Here is a 15,313-nt window from a genome sequence, read left to right on the forward strand (position 1 = left end):
CGAGAAGGCCGTGTCCACGCGGCCGTGTCCAGAAGGCTGTGTCCAGAAGGCCGTACGCAGAAGGGCGGGACCTCACCGGGAGGTCCCGCCCTTCAGTGCTTCCCGCCGCCGGTCTACGGCTCGAACTTGTAGCCCAGGCCGCGCACCGTCACCAGGTACCGCGGCGCGCCCGGGTCCGGCTCGATCTTGGCGCGCAGGCGCTTGACGTGCACGTCGAGGGTCTTGGTGTCACCGACGTAGTCGGCGCCCCAGACGCGGTCGATCAGCTGCATGCGGGTCAGGACCCGGCCGGCGTTGCGCAGCAGCATCTCCAGCAGGTCGAACTCCTTCAGCGGCAGGTCGACCTTGGAGCCGCCGACGGTGACCACGTGGCGGTCGACGTCCATGCGGACCGGGCCGGCCTCCAGGGCCGCCGGGGTCACCTCCTCCGGCTCGCCGCGGCGGCGCAGCACGGCCCGGATCCGGGCCACCAGCTCGCGCGAGGAGAACGGCTTGGTGACGTAGTCGTCGGCTCCTATCTCCAGCCCGACGACCTTGTCGATCTCGCTGTCCTTGGCGGTCACCATGATGACGGGCACGTTGGAGCGGCCGCGCAGCTGACGGCAGACCTCCGTACCCGGCAGCCCGGGCAGCATCAGGTCGAGGAGCACGAGGTCGGCGCCGTTGCGCTCGAACTCGTCGAGTCCGTCGGGCCCGGTGGTCGCGACGGCGACCTCGAAGCCCTCCTTGCGGAGCATGTACGACAGGGCGTCGGAGAAGGACTCCTCGTCCTCGACGACGAGCACACGGGTCACGGAAGGACCTCCGGGGCGGGAAGCGGTTCGTACGGGGGCGGTGCCGGGGACGAGTCGGCGGACTGCCCGGCCTCGTCGCCGAGGGCGGGGTGCTGATGCGCCCGGTCGCGGGCCAGACCCGCCTCCGGCAGCCGCAGCGTGAAGGTGGAGCCCTGTCCCTCGGAGCTCCACACCGTGACCTCCCCGCCGTGCGAGGCGGCCACGTGCTTGACGATGGCGAGCCCGAGGCCCGTGCCACCGGTGGCCCGGGAGCGGGCGGGATCGACGCGGTAGAAGCGCTCGAAGATGCGCTCCTTGTCCTTGTCGGAGATGCCGATGCCCTGGTCGGTCACGGCTACCTCGATGACGTCCCCGCCGGAGCCGTTGACCCGGCGGGCGGCGATGCCGACGCGGGTGCGGGCGGGGGAGTAGTTGACGGCGTTCTCCACCAGGTTGCCCAGGGCCGCGGCCAGCTGGCTGCGGTTGCCCCAGACGTGCAGGTCGGCGGTGCCGCCCGCGGCCATGGTGATCTGCTTGGCGCCGGCCTGGTGGCGGCAGCGGTCGATGGCCTCGGCGACCAGTTCGTCCACCCGGACCGGCTCGGCGTCCTCCAGGGGGTCGTCGTTCTGCACCCGGGAGAGGTCGATGAGCTCCTGCACCAGGTTGGTCAGCCGGGTCGCCTCGATCTGCATCCGTCCGGCGAAGCGCTGCACGGCCTCCGGGTCGTCGGAGGCGTCCATGACGGCCTCGGAGAGCAGGGAGAGTGCGCCGACCGGGGTCTTCAGCTCATGGCTGACGTTGGCGACGAAGTCGCGCCGTACGGCCTCTATCCGGCGGGCCTCGGTCAGGTCCTCGACCAGCAGCAGCACCAGCCGGGAGCCGAGCGGGGCGACCCGGGCGGAGACCGCCAGGGCCTCGCCGCGGCCGCTGCCGCGCCGCGGCAGATCCAGCTCGACCTGGCGTATCTCGCCGTCGCGCCGGGTGTCGCGGGCCATCTGCAGCATGGGATCGACGGCCAGCTTGCCGCCGCGCACCAGTCCCAGGGCGTAGGCGGCGGAGCTGGCCTTGACGACGGCGTCGGCCTCGTCGAGGACGACGGCCGAGGAGCGCAGCACGGACAGCACGGTGTCCACGCCCGGGGGCAGCACCGGGTCGGTGTGCAGGGAGGTCCGGGTGGGCCGTTTCAGGTCGCGTTCGCTCCAGCGGAACGCCAGCATGGCGATGACGCCGGTGAGCACTCCGGCGATCGCTGCCGCTGCGGCGACCGCCGCGTTCACGTCCATGCATCCAGGTTAGGCATGCGCTACCCCCTGCCCACAGCCGTCCGAGTGGGAGCTCGAACACTCGTCGCTCAGAGTTCACCTTGGAGCCAGTATTGATTCATTTGGGGTGGCCGAAACGGACGCGTAGGGCCCGGAACGTGGGAGCGTGGGGTTCGTAACACCGGTTCACGACGGGGTTCCGCGGACTCCGGCTTGCCCCAAGAATCCCCGAAGAATTCGTACGAGAGGGAAACCTGATGCGGGACGCGTACCACGAGGAACTTGACTCGATCGGCGATGGCCTGGTCGAGATGGCCCGGTTGGTCGGGTCGGCGATCGGACGCGCCACGACGGCCATCCTCGACACCGATCTCAAACTGGCCGAGAGCGTGATCGAGGCCGACAAGAAGGTCGACGACCTGCAGCACGACCTGGAGGCCCGGGCGATAGCCCTGCTGGCCCGCCAGCAGCCGGTCGCGACGGACCTGCGGATCGTGGTCACCTCGCTGCGCATGAGCGCCGACCTGGAGCGGTCCGGCGACCTCGCCCAGCACGTCGCCAAGCTCGCCCGCCTCCGCTTCCCCCAGCGCGCGGTCCCGCACGACCTGCACGCGACGATCCTGGAGATGGGCCAGCTGGCGCAGCGCCTGATGGCGAAGACGGCCGAGGTCATCGTGACCAAGGACATCGACCTGGCGATGCAGCTGGAGCAGGACGACGACGAGATGGACCTGCTGCACCGCACGCTCTTCCAGCACCTGATGGACGACCGCTGGAAGCACGGCATCGAGACGGCCGTGGACGTGACGCTGCTCGGCCGCTACTACGAGCGGTTCGCGGACCACGCGGTGGCGGTGGCCAAGCGCGTGGTGTTCCTGGTGACCGGCGAGCACGCGGACGAGCTTCAGGCGGACATCGTGAGCGGGGTGGAGGGGGCCTAGCGGGCGCCTGCGGGCGGGCGGGGGACTCACGGGGCCCGGGCAGGGGTCGTCGACGGGCCCGAGGAGGGGTCGTCGACGGGGCCGAGGAGGGGTCGTCGACGGGGCCGAGCAGGGGTCGTCGACGGGGCCGAGCGCGTGTCCTCACTCGCTCTGAACAGGCCTCCCCGCGCGTGCTCGGGGGCGGTCCGGGGCGGCTGCTCGGGGGCGGTCCGGCGGGTACTCGGGGGCGGTCCCGGCGGCTACTCAAGGGCGGTCCCGGCGGCTACTCGGAGGCGCGTTTCCGCCTCCGTGCGCCGTTGATGCGCCCGGTGAAACGGGCATGGAATGGGCACAGGCACAGTGCCTTGAGGAGGGACCCATGGCCGAATCCCCCAGCACGCCCCGCACGACCACGCCCGACCCCACGCAGGAGCACCCCACCGAGCAGCCGGCCGACATCAGGAGCCTGACGCTGATAGGCGCCTGCGGCTGCGGCTCCGGGTGCACGTGCGGGTGCCAGCAGGGGAACCCCTGCCAGTGCGGCTGAGGTCGTACCGACTGCTGAAGGGCCCCCGGCGCGGTCGCCGGGGGCCCTTCGCTTCGCCACGGCGGGCGCGTGGGCGCAGCATGGAGGAGAAAGCGACCGACCGGGCAGCACGGGAAGGAGGTGCGAGGTCATGGCCGAGTACATGGACGTACACCGCGGCATGCGGGGCATCACCGCGGAGCAGCTCGACGAGGCCCACCGGGCCGACCTCGCCGTCGAGCGCGAGGAGGGCGTGCACTTCAAGCAGGCCTGGGCGGACCCGGACTCGGGCGTCGTCTACTGCCTCTCCGAGGCGCCTTCGGCGGAGGCGGTGCAGCGCGTCCACGAGCGCGCGGGACACAAGGCGGACGAGATCCACCCGGTGCCGCTGACCGTCTGAGCCCTCCCGGCACACCGGCCCCCCACCGACGCGACGCCCGCGCGCGGGGGGCTTCTCTCTCGCTTACTTCTCTCGCTTACTCCTTCTCGGCGAGGGTGTGGGCGACGGGGGCGGTGGCGTGGCCGTGCCCGAGGCCGTGCTCCGCCTTGAGCCAGGCGACGAGTTCCGTGTGCCGGGTCAACGGGGAGGTGCGGACGAGCCCCTGCCAGTGCGCGATCGGGCGGCCGGGTGCGGTGGGAGCACACCGGACTTCATGGTCCGCGCGTGGCACGGATGTGATCACTGCGGCGGGTGCGCACGCCGCGAGCGCAGGTGTGGTTCCCGACCGAGAACCCGGCGAGCCCTACGCGGAGTCGCGCGCCCAGAGAGGGCCCAGAGGCAGGGATAAGCCCCCTCCCGGCGGAGAGCCCGCAGGCAGGGGGCTTATTTGTGGGCGCTTACTTCTTCTTGCCCTGGGTCTTGCCGGGGATCTTGGTGAGCTGGGTTTTTGCTGGGTAGGGGCGGTGGGCTCGTGCGTCTGGTGGTCGTCATTGGTCGTCCTTGGCCGCCGTTGAGCGGCCTCGGACGGCCCAGAGACGGCCCAGCCTTGCCCTGCCTGGGGGCGGCGTTCGATTGACGACGGGACGCTCTTAACGCAGCCCGCCCGAACCTCAGCCGACGACAGTCAGCCACGACGGCGGGCCAGCCGCCCGATCGGGCGCGCGTATGCCTCGCCGCACCCCACAGGCCTCAGCCACGCTGCCGTGTCGTCGCCCAGCGCCAGCCCGCGATGGCCGGCTCACGACAAGGATGTGAGAGCAGCCCCCGCAACACCCTGAAGCAGAAGCTTATGGTCTGATATGTGGTCAGATTCCGAGCTTTGATTCGAGGTACTTGAACAGAGCTCCAACGGCAAATCCCTCAGCGGCTTCACGATTACGTGCAAGGAACGCTCTCAATTTCTGCTTAGCGCTGAGACGCTCTTCTGGTCGCGCTTCCTCGTCCTCCACCTCGTGCACGGCAACCTCAAGGGCACTCGCATCGTTACCGCCAACTTGCTGGATCATACGCAGAAGCTCTTTTGCTTCAGGACTGTAATTCATAGTGCCCTGCACGCTCTGAACGACCGTACTTTCGACTGCATGAACGATTTGCTGATTGATGTGCACGCTCACTGGCGTGCCGCCAGTCAAGACGGGTGAATTGGACACGATCTGGAGCGCTGAAGAGGCGCTCGGAATCAGGGATTGAATCAGCCCTTCCACCTCGCCCCATGGAAGCTGTCCAGTATGAGAGAGCTCTAGAAAGTCAGTTTCCAGCTGATGACGGAGACGCATAATCCGGGATTCACGCTCATGTCGCAAGTCCACTTGAAGTCTTCTGGCCTCTTTGCCATATCGAGAGACCAGGTCCGTAGCCGTGTGTCTGTCCGGAATCACCGATGAAAGCTCCTCAATAGCGGCTCCTGGATCTTCCGCGCACTTGTCCAGAAAGTTAGAGAAGTCTGCAAAATTAACCTGAAGAGAGGCTGGAGTCAGGGAGTCGTCGCCGTAAAACTCGTAGACCTGTCCCGACGGAGTGCGGTATCCATCCTGTCGAACGGGGTGATTTCCGGTGCGACTCAACCACTCGTGGAAGAGATTAATGAGGCGATCGGCCTCCGTTGCATAGAGTCGTGACGCGGGAACGTACACCCTGAAGAGGAGGTTCTTTTCGTGGTCATCAATGAAACTCGCAGTAAGGACCGAAAGTTCCGCGTTAGTCTTGTAGGGGGTGACTTCCACTCCTTTTTGGCGCAATAGGTCATTGACCCATTCGCGCGCTTCACTGGAAGGGTTCCTGAAGTACTCTCTATAGAATTCCTCGCGCGACCATGGAGAGTCCTCGTCGTCATCGGGTGGCTCCAAAGCCAGGGGCGCGTCCTCTCCTAGCAAGATTTCCTCATGAACGAAGACGATGTGAGGTACCCTTCCAAGGCTTTCTGCCACCTTTGTCGTGTATTCAGCGTAGAGTTCGGAGCTCATTCGGGTGTATACCGGCCCGGTGATTTTTGCAACTACCCCAATAAGCTGAGGGTCCTCCAAAATTTCAGCTATCTTGAGCCAGTTCTCCCTGGAGGACTCAAACCTTTTTAGCCGATAGGGAATATTGGCTGCCTTCAACTTGCTGAGTGCTGCATCCGAAGTTACTGTTCCAATGAATAGGAAGAACTTTCGCGTTTCCATCATCAGCCCCTAATGTAATGACGGTGCAGGTCTTGTCGCTGAGCGGCCGACTCCTCTGACGTGGGAGTCAGCTTCTTGACATCATGACGGGTTGTGACTCCCTGTGCGGCCTGTTTCGCAACAGTTGCGCCGTGCATCCGGCCCCGGTAGGTGTCGGTGTAAGAGGTCGGCGTAGCGGCTTTGGGCTGGAGCTGCTTTGGCGCGAGTGATCATGGCCCCGTAAGCTTTCGGCGCGTCGGGCAGTCTGTGGACCTGCCCGGTAAAGCACGACGTTGGGGCCATGATCTGCGAGGCTCGCGCCAAAGTGGCTGCCTAAAGCCGCGGAGCCGACCGCCCCAGCCACGACGTACTCCTTCTCTGACGGCAAGCGGCTGACTGCTGTGCGCGCGGCACGGGCGCCGGCCGGGCTGGAGCGGGGCGGAGACAGGAGCGCAGGCCCGGCCGGGGGCCGGGCCGCGCGCGGGGAGCGGAGCGAGCCGCCTTGAACCAGTAGAGAAAGTTGTAACTCAGTCGGTTGCCTGGGGACTGAAGGCGTGTGCGCATGCCGGTAGTTGCGTGCCTCGGCGGTCTGCGAGTGGCAGGAAGGTCACGGGGCGGACCGTCCATGTGATGCGGGTGTGGGCTTGCGTGATGGTCACCGTGCAGGGCTGCATGCGAAGCAGGGCGCGTCTCGTGTCGATGCGGCCGTTGTAGAGCCATTCCCATGCCGCGTTGGAGGCGTCGGGGCCGAGGGCCGGTGAGATGGTGCGGAGGGCGACTGCGATCCATCGGTCTGCTTGTGGTGCAGAGTGGGCGTCGAACGAAGCTTTGAGCTCCGGGAGCTCCCGCTCCCTGACGTCCTGGGTCCAGCACTCGCACCAGTAGCCGCGGGTGGGTGCGTTCATGCGCTCACCGCCAGGGGGTAGATCGCGAGGACGTAGCGGGTGCTGTCGTCGTAGAGGGTGAGTTGGTAACCGGTGCCGCCGGCCAGGTAGGCGAGGGCGCGTTCGTGCTCGGCCTGGTCCGTCAGCCAGTGCAGTCCTGGCTGTGCGTATGCCGGTTCGAGTTGGTCTGTGATGTGCCAGGTGCGTTCGCGTAACCAGCGCAGGGCCAGGCGTGGGCTTGCCGCGCTGTGGGAGCCCAGGGGGATCGAGCGGACTTCGTTCAGGGAGTAGGCATAGGCCTGGCACTGGTAGGGCGGGGGCTGAGTGCTGCCCATGTCCGGCATCTCGGTGTTGGCGGTAGTCAGCACGGGAGGTCTCCTGGCCGAGGGGCCGTGAAGAGTTCGGCCGTGACCGTATGGCCGGCCTGGCTGGTGTGGACGATGACCCGGTGGGCCAGTGCGTTGACCATGCCCAGGCCCCGGCCGTGTTCGGCGTCCTGGTCCTGGTGCTCGACCTTGGGGGCGGTGCTCGTGCCGCCGTCGTCCGTCACCGACAGGGCCACCGCTCGTGGTGATACGGCGAGTGCCAGGTGGAAGGTGCCGCAGTTCCGGCCGCTGGCCGTGTGCAGGATCGCGTTCGCGCTCAGTTCGCTCACGATCAGCTCCGCGTCCTCGGCTAACGGGGAGCCCCGCAGGATGTCGCGGGTCCAGCGGCGGGCTCGGCTGACCTCTTCCGGGAAACCTGGGCAACTGAGCCCCCAGACCCGGACCGTACTCGTATACTCGTGCATACAAGTTCCTTCATGCTGGTAGGCCGCCATGTGCAGCGGGTTCGGACTAGACGAGTTTCACGCCGTCGTGGGCGCGGACGGCCGGCGGGGACGCCGCGTCGAGTGCGTCTGTGACGCGGATCGCGTACGCCTCGTCGGCGAGTTCGGTGACCTCTTCGCGTGTGGCCCAGCGCAGGGCGCGGGTCTCGTTGCCGGTGGTGGGCGTGCCGTCGGCCGCCTCGCAGCGGAAGACCAGCGAGACGATCAAGCCCGTCATGTTCTTGTAGACGCCGGTGAGAGTCGCGCCAGGCGCGATCTTGATGCCGGTCTCTTCGAGCACTTCGCGTTCGAGAGCCTCGGGGATGGTCTCTCCGCGTTCGAGGACGCCGCCCGGGGGCTCCCACTTGCCGTTGTCCCGGCGCTGGATCAAGAGGGCCCGGCCCTGGTCGTCAACGACGACACCGGCCACGCTCACGGAGTGCGGGCGTTCTGTGCTCACGTACCTCGGCCCTCTCGGCTGGCTAGGCTCTCCACCGTAGCAACAAGACTCGCCCACTCGTCTAGATACCTAAAGGAGTACACGTGAGCCCTCTTCCTTCGGGCCTCCTCGGTGATCTCGACCCCACGAGCGATCGTGCGGTCTTCCGGCAGATCGCCGACCAACTGCGCGAGGCCATCGACCGTGGGCGATTCCGCGAGGGCGAGAAGCTTCCCTCGGAAGCGGAGCTGGTGGACCACTACGGGGTGTCCCGGATGACCGTGCGGAACTCCTTCTCCATCCTCCAGGGTGAGGGCTTGGTGCACGCGGAGCACGGCAAGGGCGTCTTCGTCCGGCCCCGTCCGCCTGTCCGTCGGCTCGCCTCCGACCGGTTCGCCCGACGCCACCGCGAGCAGGGCAAGTCCGCCTTCATTGTCGAGGCCGACGCGGCCGGCAGTCACCCGAAGGTCGACAGCCTGGAGGTCAAGGAGGAGAAGCCGAGCCAGGACATCTCCACTCGGCTAGGGTCCGTGCGGCGCGTGCTCGCCCGTCGGCGCCGGTACCTGCTCGACGGGCGGCCGGTCGAGTTCGCCACGTCCTATCTCCCGCTCGACATCGCGCGCGGTACGCCGATCGCCGAGCCCAACCCCGGACCCGGTGGCATCTACGCCCGCCTCGAAGAGCTGGGCCACCGCCTCGACCACTTCGAGGAGGAGATCCGCGCCCGGATGCCCTCGCCGGCCGAGGTCAAGACGCTGCACCTCGCCTCCGGCGTGCCCGTGATCCACCTGATCCGGACCGCCTTCGACACCGGGGGGCGAGCCGTCGAGGTCTGCGACACGGTCATGGCGGCGGACGCCTACGTCCTGTCGTACCAGCTCCCGGCCACGTGAGCGGGTGAGCGGCGGTGGTGCGCGGGGGACGCTTCTCCGAACTCGTACACCTCAACAGGCATACTCGTATAGACGAGTGGGCAAGTTGTGCGGCAAGGTGGCCGTCGTGATCCCGAGGAATCGGGCTCGCCGATGTGCTACATGTATAGACGAGTAGATGGGAAGTGTTCCGTGCGCACCATCCGCGTTGAGACCTCCGCCGCCACCATCCTCCTCACCGAAGCCCCCGAACCGAAGGTCCGCGATCGGCAGACCGGCGAGATCGCCAAGGACGCCGTCAGCGGCGAGGCGCTGATGACCATCGGCGTCGTCTACATCGAGGACGGGGAGTCCTCGCTCATCAAGGTCACCGTCCCTGAGAGCGGCGTCTCCGAAGGGCTGGTACTCGGCTCGCCGGTCTCGCTGCCGGGTCTCGTCGCTCGGCCGTGGGAGTCCGTGTTCAACGGGCAGCAGCGCCACGGCATCGCCTACCGCGCCGCTGCCGTCACTCCGGCGTCCTTCCCGGTGTCCACGGGAGCCGCTGCCTGATGACCGGCCTGACGACGCTCCTGGAGGTGGGTGGTCCTGTCGCCGCGCTCGGCGGCGGGGCCGCCTACGCCCGAGGCCGGTATCCCGCCGTGTACTGGTCCACGGTTGGCGGCCCGATATCCACTGTCCGGCTCCTCAGCTCGTACGCCTCCGTCATGGAAGCCTGCGGACTGACCGTCCAGCCTTCCCGACTGCGTGTCCTCGCCGCGAGGGCGACCACTCGTCGGGAGGTTCGGCCGGTGCCGCCCCGGCGGGGCATCATCCGGCCCACGACGACCGGGTTACGACTCCGGCTCCGCCTCGCGCCGGGGCAGGAGCCTGCCGACGTCGCTGCATCGGCCGAACGGCTGCGGCACGCCTGGGGCGTCCACGCCGTGTACGTCCACACCGTCAAGCCTGGTGTCGTCGAACTCCGCCTGGTCGGCTTCGACGTCCTGCGCAAGGTGCGCATGCCTCGCAAGGTCGACACCGGGTTCCTCAAGGTGCCGGTCGCGCTGCGGGAAGACGCCACGCCCTTCGTACGCGACTACCGGACCGTTCCCCACCAACTCACCCTCGGCGCCACGCTGTCCGGCAAGTCGATGTACCTCCGGCACCTCATCGCCGGACTGGCCCCGCAGCCTGTCGCCCTGGTCGGCATCGACTGCAAGCGTGGCGTCGAGCTGGCGCCCTTCGCGCCCCGGCTGTCGGCCCTCGCCACGGAGCCGGACGAAGCCGCCGAACTCCTCCCCGTACTGGTCAAGGAGATGGAGGATCGATACGACCTGATCAAGGCCCGGCAGGGAATCGCCCCCGATACCCCTGATGAAGAGATCACCTCTGATATCTGGGGACTTCCAGAAAGCGAACGGCCCGTACCAGTCGTCCTGTTCGTCGACGAGGTGGCCGAACTCTTCCTCACCGCCACCCGCAAGGACGAGGAACGCCGAGACGAGATGGTCACCCAGCTCATCCGGCTCGCCCAGCTCGGCCGCGCGGCCGGCATCTACCTCGAAGTGTGCGGGCAGCGCTTCGGCGCCGAACTCGGCAAAGGCGCCACCATGCTCCGCGCCCAGCTCACCGGCCGTGTCTGCCACCGCGTCAACGACGAAGCCTCCGCCAAGATGGCCCTCGGCGACATCGCCCCCGAAGCGGTCGTAGCAGCATGCGCCATCGCCGCCGAACGGCCTGGCCTCGCTGTCGCGGGCGACACCTCCGGTGGCTGGTCCCGCATCCGCACCCCCTACCTCTCCTTGGGGGACGCTGCCGAGACCTGCCGGGATTCGGCCCACCTGGTCCCTAACCTGCCCGCGCTCCAGCGCTTTCGGCCTGCCGTACCCGTACGGCCCGTTGATACCCCGGTCCCGGCCGTCCGACCGCGCCCCGTCACCGACTGACCTCACCCCCGCTTCGCGTCAGGTCCCTACACCTCCCATGCCTGAACCCGAAAAGGAGCCGCATCATGCGCGCCCAACTGGCCCGCGTCGACGCGGTGCTCGTCCAGGCGCTTATCGCCGCCGCGCTGTCCTTCGCCCACCTGCACGACGTCGCCGTGGCGGCCGGGCAGGACGGCTGGAAGGCGTGGGCCTACCCCGTCTCCGTCGACCTGCTGCTCGTCGCCGCGTGGCGTCGACTGCGATCCGGTGCCGCCCGAGCGGCGGCCTGGTGCTGGTTCGTCATCGCACTCGCCGCGTCGCTCGGCGCCAACGTCGCCACCGCCGGCCTTCTCGACATCGGCGATGTCCCGACCTGGCTGCGCATCCTCGTCGCCGGGTGGCCCGCTGTCGCCTTCCTGGGCGGAACACTGCTGGCCCACTCAGCTCCCGAGCGGACTCCCGCCCCGGACATCGCCGGGGCCCAAGAGGACGAGCTCGAAGCCGTCGTAGAACCGCCCGCGCAACCCGCCACCGAGCCGCCAACCCTTCCATCGGTCCCCGTCCCGGCTGCCCTCGTCGACCACGCCCGCAAGGTCGCCGCCGAACACCACACCCGCACCGGCATCCCGATCGACACCTCGACCCTCCGCGCCCGCCTCGGTGTTCCGGCCCCCATGGCCGAAGCCATCGCCGCCCGTCTTTGAGAGGAGACCCGGTGACCGCCAACCGCCGCTTCCGCAACGTCACCCGCATCGGCCCCGTCCAGGTCGGCACCGCCTACGACAACCGCGGCCGCGAGAAGCACACCGCAGCCTGCACGGCCCCGCGCTGCGGTTTCTCCGCCGACTACGACAGCCGCGCCGCCGCCGAACTGGCCGCCCGTACCCACCGCTGCCCCGCCCGCTGAAAGGACCCGCACACCGTGACCGTCAGCCTGCCGCTCGTCGTCGTGCTCGGCTTCTTCGCCTGGGGAGCGGTCAAGTTCCTCGGCGTCCGCACATGGATCGTCGTGCTGATCGCCCTCTTCGGCTTCTGGCTCTCGCACACATTCATGGCTCCGGCCATCGAGTCCGGCACACGCTCCAGCGTGGACATCGTCAACGGCTCACATGACTAGACGAGTAGGCAAGGAGAGCTTCGCCGTGTTCCTGCCCAAGTACCCCGACAGTCCGACACCGCCGCCCGCGCACTCCCACACCGTGGCCGACCCCATGTCCACCCGGCGGCCGGTCCCCCAGATCTCCATCAGCAGCGGAGCGGTCGCGGCCGTCCTCGTCGGCGGCGTCGTCCTGACCGCGCTCTTGGCCGCCGTCGCCGTTGCGGCTGTCTCCGTGGCCGTCGCCGCCGTCGTCCTGCGCTCGCTGCTCCGCGACCAGCACCGCCGCTGACGTATCGAAGCCCCCGAGGCGGCCTCGATACCGCCAAGCATCCGCCGCCTCGGGGGCATCTCCCTCCAGCCGAACCAGAAGGAGAAGCCATCATCACCCGCGCCACTACGCCCCCGCTCCGCGAACTGGGTGAACTGGCAGCCCTCGGCACCATGCCCGCACTTCTGCGCCAGCTCGCCGGCCTCGGCGGCTGCACCCACCCGATCCGCCTCGACGGCCACCGCACCGAGCACGCGGTGAACACCCGCACCGGCGAGATCGGCAACGTCCTCCACCACCTCGACTCCTCCGACCTTCCGGCCGGTCACCTCCTGGTCCGCTGCAACAACCGCCGCACGACCAGGTGCGCGGCCTGCGCCGAGGTGTACCGCCGCGACACCTTCCACCTGATCACCTCCGGACTGCGCGGCGGCAAGGGCGTCCCCGAACACGTCGCCGCACACCCGCGCGTCTTCGCCACCTTCACCGCGCCCAGCTTCGGCCCTGTCCACAACCGCCCCACCGGCCCGGCCGGATCGGTACGCCGCTGCCGCTGCGGCGTACTCCACAACCAGGACGACCCCGCCCTCGGCACCCCGCTCGACCCGGACACCTACGACTACGAAGCGGCAGTCCTCTGGAACGCGCACGCCGGCCCGCTTTGGCGGCGCTTCTCGATCTATCTGCGCCGGGAGGTCGCCAAGCGGGCGGGACTCACGCAACGGGCTTTCCGTGAGTTCGCCCGTGTGTCCTTCGCCAAGGTCGCCGAGTATCAGAAGCGCGGGGCAGTCCACTTCCACGCGGTCATCCGCCTCGACGGCCCCGAGGGCGGCGCCACCCCGCCTCCCGCCTGGGCCACCGCCGAGCTGCTGACCGACGCCATCCGGGCCGCCGCTGCCGCCGCCCGCGTGGACGGTCCGGTCATCGACGGCCGGGCCCACACCTTCGCCTTCGGCCGACAGCTCGACGTCCGCACCATCCGCTCGGCCGACTTCCACGGCGGCCAAGAGCTGACCGAGCGGGCCGTCGCCGCGTACATCGCCAAATACGCCACCAAGGGCGCCGAGACCGCCACGGGAGCTCTGGACCGGCCGCTGAGGTTCCTCGCCGAACTCGCCCAGCTCGACATCAGCGACCACGCCCGCCGACTCATCCGTACCGCCTGGGCCCTCGGTGCCCGCAAGGACCTCGAACACCTCCGCCTGCGGGCCTGGGCCCACATGCTCGGCTTCCGCGGCCACTTCTCCACCAAGTCCCGCCGCTACTCCACCACCCTCGGCGCCCTCCGCGACGCCCGCGCCGAATGGCGCCGCGCACAGGCCCTGGCAGCGAACGAGACCGAGCCGGACACGACCCTCGTCCTCGCGCACTGGGTCTACGCCGGAACCGGCCTCACCGACGCCGAAGCCTGGCTCACCGAAACCCTCGAACCCGCTCCTGGAACGGAAGGAGAACCCACCCATGGGTAGCCGTCGCCTCGCTGTCGCGGAAGCGGCCTCCGAGCCGCGTGGTCTGCCGTCGCGGTACCTGACTCCTGACGACCTGGTGGCGATGTTCGACCTGCCCAGCGTCGAGACGGTCTACCAGTGGCGCCGCAAGCGCACGGGTCCCCGCGGCTTCCGGGTCGGCCGGCACCTGCGCTACGACCCTGCGGACGTCCAAGCCTGGGTCGAATCCCTGCGGGAAGGGGCTGCCGCCTGATGGCCGGGCACGTTCAAGACCGTTGGTACAGAACCGAGACCGGCCCGGACGGGAAGGCGCGCAAGGTCAAGACCGAGCGTTACGGGTCCGGTCTCCGCTACCGCGCTCGCTACGTTGGCCCGGACGGCACGGAGAAGGCCAAGAGCTTCCCCGACCGTCAGAAGCGTCTTGCTGATCAGTGGCTGGCGCACATCGAGGCGGACATGGCACGCGGGCAGTACATCGACCCGCGCGCGGCTCGGATCACCTTCCAGCAGTACGCCGAGCGCTGGGTCGCCACGCAGGGCGCCGACCCGGAACCCAAGCCTCGATGGAGTCACAGCTACGGCTGCACGCCTTCCCCTACCTCGGCTCACGTCCGCTCGGCTCCTTCCAGCCGGCACACATCCGGGACTGGGTGCGGCAGTTGCAGGAGAACGGCATCCGCGGGTCGTACGCCCGGACGATCTACTCCAACGTGCGGGCGGCGCTCAGCGCGGCTGTGGACGACGGGCACCTTCCCCGCAACCCGTGTGCCGCCCGGTCGGTCCGGCCGCCGACCGTCGACAACAAGCGCGTCGTGCCTTGGACGCCCGAGCGGGTCTTCGCCGTCCGGGCCGCCATGCCCGAGCGTTACCAAGCCATGGTCGACCTGGGCGGCGGCTGCGGGCTCCGCCAGGGCGAGATCCTGGGCGTGGCCGTCGACGCGATCGACTTCGAGTCGGACACGCTCCACGTGGTCCAGCAACTGAAGCTGAGCCGCAGCAAGGCCGTGTTCGCGCCACCGAAGGGCGGCAAGCTGCGGGACGTGCCGCTTCCCGGCCCTGTCGCTGATGCGCTTCGGGCCCACATGAAGCGGTTCCCGCCGGTCGAGATCACCTTGCCGTGGAAGGTCGCCGATGGCCCTCCGGTGACCAAGCGGCTCATCTTCACCGGGCCGCGCGGCGGGCACGTCTGGCGTACGTCGCTCAACGAGGAGGCGTGGAAACCGGCGCTGGCTGCGGCTGGCGTCATCCCCGTGCCCGAGCAGGGACGGCCGTATGCCGAGTCCCGAGAGAACGGCATGCACGCCCTCCGCCACTTCTACGCCTCGGTGCTCTTGGACGCTGGTGAGAACATCAAGGCTCTCGCTGAGTACCTGGGCCACTCGGACCCCGGGCTGACCCTCCGGGTGTATGCACACCTCATGCCGTCCAGCCAGGAGCGCACCCGTAACGCTGTGACCTTTGTCTTCTCCCTAAGGGCTTGCAGATCATTAACACGTCGTCTTGATCTTGTTGCTGAGCTCGTCGGTC

At 68.6% G+C, this 15,313-nt stretch carries 20 protein-coding genes and 1 pseudogene; 13 read left to right on the forward strand and 8 right to left on the reverse strand.

The genetic code is table 11. From position 1 onward, the window contains the following. Positions 1-113 precede the first annotated feature (113 nt). Together phoP and phoR are read right to left on the reverse strand one after the other, a co-directional pair. Positions 114-794 (reverse strand): two-component system response regulator PhoP, encoded by a 681-nt coding sequence (phoP, locus tag ACFF45_RS05855; RefSeq protein ID WP_356629566.1) that lies wholly within the window; start codon positions 792-794, stop codon positions 114-116. Further along, entirely contained in the window at positions 791-2,056 is a 1,266-nt protein-coding gene (phoR, locus tag ACFF45_RS05860) for a two-component system sensor histidine kinase PhoR (protein ID WP_381342788.1), read from the reverse strand. Before phoR ends, phoP begins: the two co-directional genes overlap by 4 nt. 236 nt (positions 2,057-2,292) lie before the next feature. On the opposite strand from phoR, the gene phoU reads away from it, so the two are divergent. From phoU to ACFF45_RS05875, 3 genes are all read left to right on the forward strand, one after another. After that, entirely contained in the window at positions 2,293-2,976 is a 684-nt protein-coding gene (phoU, locus tag ACFF45_RS05865) for a phosphate signaling complex protein PhoU (RefSeq protein ID WP_381342790.1), read from the forward strand. A gap of 358 nt (positions 2,977-3,334) precedes the next feature. After that, on the forward strand, positions 3,335-3,502 hold the full coding sequence (locus tag ACFF45_RS05870) for a hypothetical protein (protein ID WP_381342791.1): 168 nt from the start codon (positions 3,335-3,337) through the stop codon (positions 3,500-3,502). Between the two features lie 130 nt (positions 3,503-3,632). Beyond that, a complete protein-coding gene (locus ACFF45_RS05875; protein ID WP_381342793.1) occupies positions 3,633-3,881 on the forward strand; it encodes an SCO4226 family nickel-binding protein in 249 nt (82 codons plus the stop codon). Positions 3,882-3,957: 76 nt separating this feature from the next. Here ACFF45_RS05875 and ACFF45_RS05880 read toward each other — a convergent pair whose 3' ends face one another. The 6 genes from ACFF45_RS05880 to ACFF45_RS05905 form a co-directional block, all read right to left on the reverse strand. Then, on the reverse strand, positions 3,958-4,164 hold the full coding sequence (locus ACFF45_RS05880) for a DUF4287 domain-containing protein (protein WP_381342796.1): 207 nt from the start codon (positions 4,162-4,164) through the stop codon (positions 3,958-3,960). Positions 4,165-4,726: 562 nt separating this feature from the next. Beyond that, on the reverse strand, positions 4,727-6,088 hold the full coding sequence (locus ACFF45_RS05885) for a hypothetical protein (RefSeq protein ID WP_381342799.1): 1,362 nt from the start codon (positions 6,086-6,088) through the stop codon (positions 4,727-4,729). A 503-nt stretch (positions 6,089-6,591) separates the two neighbouring features. Continuing rightward, positions 6,592-6,969 carry a hypothetical protein gene (locus ACFF45_RS05890; protein WP_381342802.1) on the reverse strand — a complete coding sequence of 126 codons (378 nt, stop codon included), beginning with the start codon at positions 6,967-6,969 and terminating at the stop codon, positions 6,592-6,594. Next, the gene (locus ACFF45_RS05895) at positions 6,966-7,316 is read right to left on the reverse strand and encodes a hypothetical protein (RefSeq protein WP_381342805.1); all 351 of its coding nucleotides are present in this window, start codon (positions 7,314-7,316) and stop codon (positions 6,966-6,968) included. Before ACFF45_RS05895 ends, ACFF45_RS05890 begins: the two co-directional genes overlap by 4 nt. Next, on the reverse strand, positions 7,310-7,738 hold the full coding sequence (locus tag ACFF45_RS05900) for an ATP-binding protein (RefSeq protein WP_381342807.1): 429 nt from the start codon (positions 7,736-7,738) through the stop codon (positions 7,310-7,312). The genes ACFF45_RS05895 and ACFF45_RS05900 overlap by 7 nt, the downstream gene beginning before the upstream one ends. Before the next feature lie 46 nt (positions 7,739-7,784). Further along, positions 7,785-8,192: an NUDIX hydrolase gene (locus ACFF45_RS05905; protein WP_381342844.1), complete on the reverse strand. Its 408-nt coding sequence runs from the start codon at positions 8,190-8,192 to the stop codon at positions 7,785-7,787. Between the two features lie 107 nt (positions 8,193-8,299). Here ACFF45_RS05905 and ACFF45_RS05910 point away from each other — a divergent pair, with 107 nt between their 5' ends. The 10 genes and pseudogenes from ACFF45_RS05910 to ACFF45_RS05955 all read left to right on the forward strand — a co-directional run. Continuing rightward, a complete protein-coding gene (locus ACFF45_RS05910; protein WP_381342810.1) occupies positions 8,300-9,088 on the forward strand; it encodes a GntR family transcriptional regulator in 789 nt (262 codons plus the stop codon). Positions 9,089-9,259: 171 nt separating this feature from the next. Next, entirely contained in the window at positions 9,260-9,616 is a 357-nt protein-coding gene (locus ACFF45_RS05915) for an SCO3933 family regulatory protein (protein WP_381342812.1), read from the forward strand. After that, the gene (locus ACFF45_RS05920) at positions 9,616-10,992 is read left to right on the forward strand and encodes an FtsK/SpoIIIE domain-containing protein (RefSeq protein WP_381342815.1); all 1,377 of its coding nucleotides are present in this window, start codon (positions 9,616-9,618) and stop codon (positions 10,990-10,992) included. Before ACFF45_RS05915 ends, ACFF45_RS05920 begins: the two co-directional genes overlap by 1 nt. 65 nt (positions 10,993-11,057) lie before the next feature. Further along, positions 11,058-11,675: a DUF2637 domain-containing protein gene (locus ACFF45_RS05925; RefSeq protein WP_381342818.1), complete on the forward strand. Its 618-nt coding sequence runs from the start codon at positions 11,058-11,060 to the stop codon at positions 11,673-11,675. An 11-nt stretch (positions 11,676-11,686) separates the two neighbouring features. Beyond that, a complete protein-coding gene (locus tag ACFF45_RS05930; protein ID WP_381342820.1) occupies positions 11,687-11,878 on the forward strand; it encodes a mobile element transfer protein in 192 nt (63 codons plus the stop codon). A 15-nt stretch (positions 11,879-11,893) separates the two neighbouring features. Continuing rightward, the gene (locus tag ACFF45_RS05935) at positions 11,894-12,088 is read left to right on the forward strand and encodes a hypothetical protein (RefSeq protein ID WP_381342823.1); all 195 of its coding nucleotides are present in this window, start codon (positions 11,894-11,896) and stop codon (positions 12,086-12,088) included. 25 nt (positions 12,089-12,113) lie between these two features. Further along, positions 12,114-12,359 carry a SpdD protein gene (locus ACFF45_RS05940; RefSeq protein WP_381342846.1) on the forward strand — a complete coding sequence of 82 codons (246 nt, stop codon included), beginning with the start codon at positions 12,114-12,116 and terminating at the stop codon, positions 12,357-12,359. A 152-nt stretch (positions 12,360-12,511) separates the two neighbouring features. After that, positions 12,512-13,807 carry a replication initiator gene (locus tag ACFF45_RS05945; protein ID WP_381342825.1) on the forward strand — a complete coding sequence of 432 codons (1,296 nt, stop codon included), beginning with the start codon at positions 12,512-12,514 and terminating at the stop codon, positions 13,805-13,807. Continuing rightward, a complete protein-coding gene (locus tag ACFF45_RS05950) occupies positions 13,800-14,039 on the forward strand; it encodes a helix-turn-helix transcriptional regulator (protein WP_073934353.1) in 240 nt (79 codons plus the stop codon). The genes ACFF45_RS05945 and ACFF45_RS05950 overlap by 8 nt, the downstream gene beginning before the upstream one ends. Continuing rightward, positions 14,039-15,313: pseudogene (locus ACFF45_RS05955) on the forward strand (tyrosine-type recombinase/integrase); the annotation flags it as partial. The gene ACFF45_RS05950 and the pseudogene ACFF45_RS05955, both read left to right, overlap by 1 nt.

It is taken from the genome of Streptomyces cinereospinus, assembly GCF_042430725.1.
Lineage (GTDB): Bacteria > Actinomycetota > Actinomycetes > Streptomycetales > Streptomycetaceae > Streptomyces > Streptomyces cinereospinus.

Coding starts and splice junctions, on each gene's coding strand:
- phoR (WP_381342788.1), bottom strand. CDS start 2,056: ATGGACGTGAACGCGGCGGTCGCCGCAGCGGCAGCGATCGCCGGAGTG.
- phoU (WP_381342790.1), top strand. CDS start 2,293: ATGCGGGACGCGTACCACGAGGAACTTGACTCGATCGGCGATGGCCTG.
- ACFF45_RS05870 (WP_381342791.1), top strand. CDS start 3,335: ATGGCCGAATCCCCCAGCACGCCCCGCACGACCACGCCCGACCCCACG.
- ACFF45_RS05875 (WP_381342793.1), top strand. CDS start 3,633: ATGGCCGAGTACATGGACGTACACCGCGGCATGCGGGGCATCACCGCG.
- ACFF45_RS05885 (WP_381342799.1), bottom strand. CDS start 6,088: ATGATGGAAACGCGAAAGTTCTTCCTATTCATTGGAACAGTAACTTCG.
- ACFF45_RS05890 (WP_381342802.1), bottom strand. CDS start 6,969: ATGAACGCACCCACCCGCGGCTACTGGTGCGAGTGCTGGACCCAGGAC.
- ACFF45_RS05900 (WP_381342807.1), bottom strand. CDS start 7,738: ATGCACGAGTATACGAGTACGGTCCGGGTCTGGGGGCTCAGTTGCCCA.
- ACFF45_RS05920 (WP_381342815.1), top strand. CDS start 9,616: ATGACCGGCCTGACGACGCTCCTGGAGGTGGGTGGTCCTGTCGCCGCG.
- ACFF45_RS05925 (WP_381342818.1), top strand. CDS start 11,058: ATGCGCGCCCAACTGGCCCGCGTCGACGCGGTGCTCGTCCAGGCGCTT.
- ACFF45_RS05945 (WP_381342825.1), top strand. CDS start 12,512: ATGCCCGCACTTCTGCGCCAGCTCGCCGGCCTCGGCGGCTGCACCCAC.
- ACFF45_RS05950 (WP_073934353.1), top strand. CDS start 13,800: ATGGGTAGCCGTCGCCTCGCTGTCGCGGAAGCGGCCTCCGAGCCGCGT.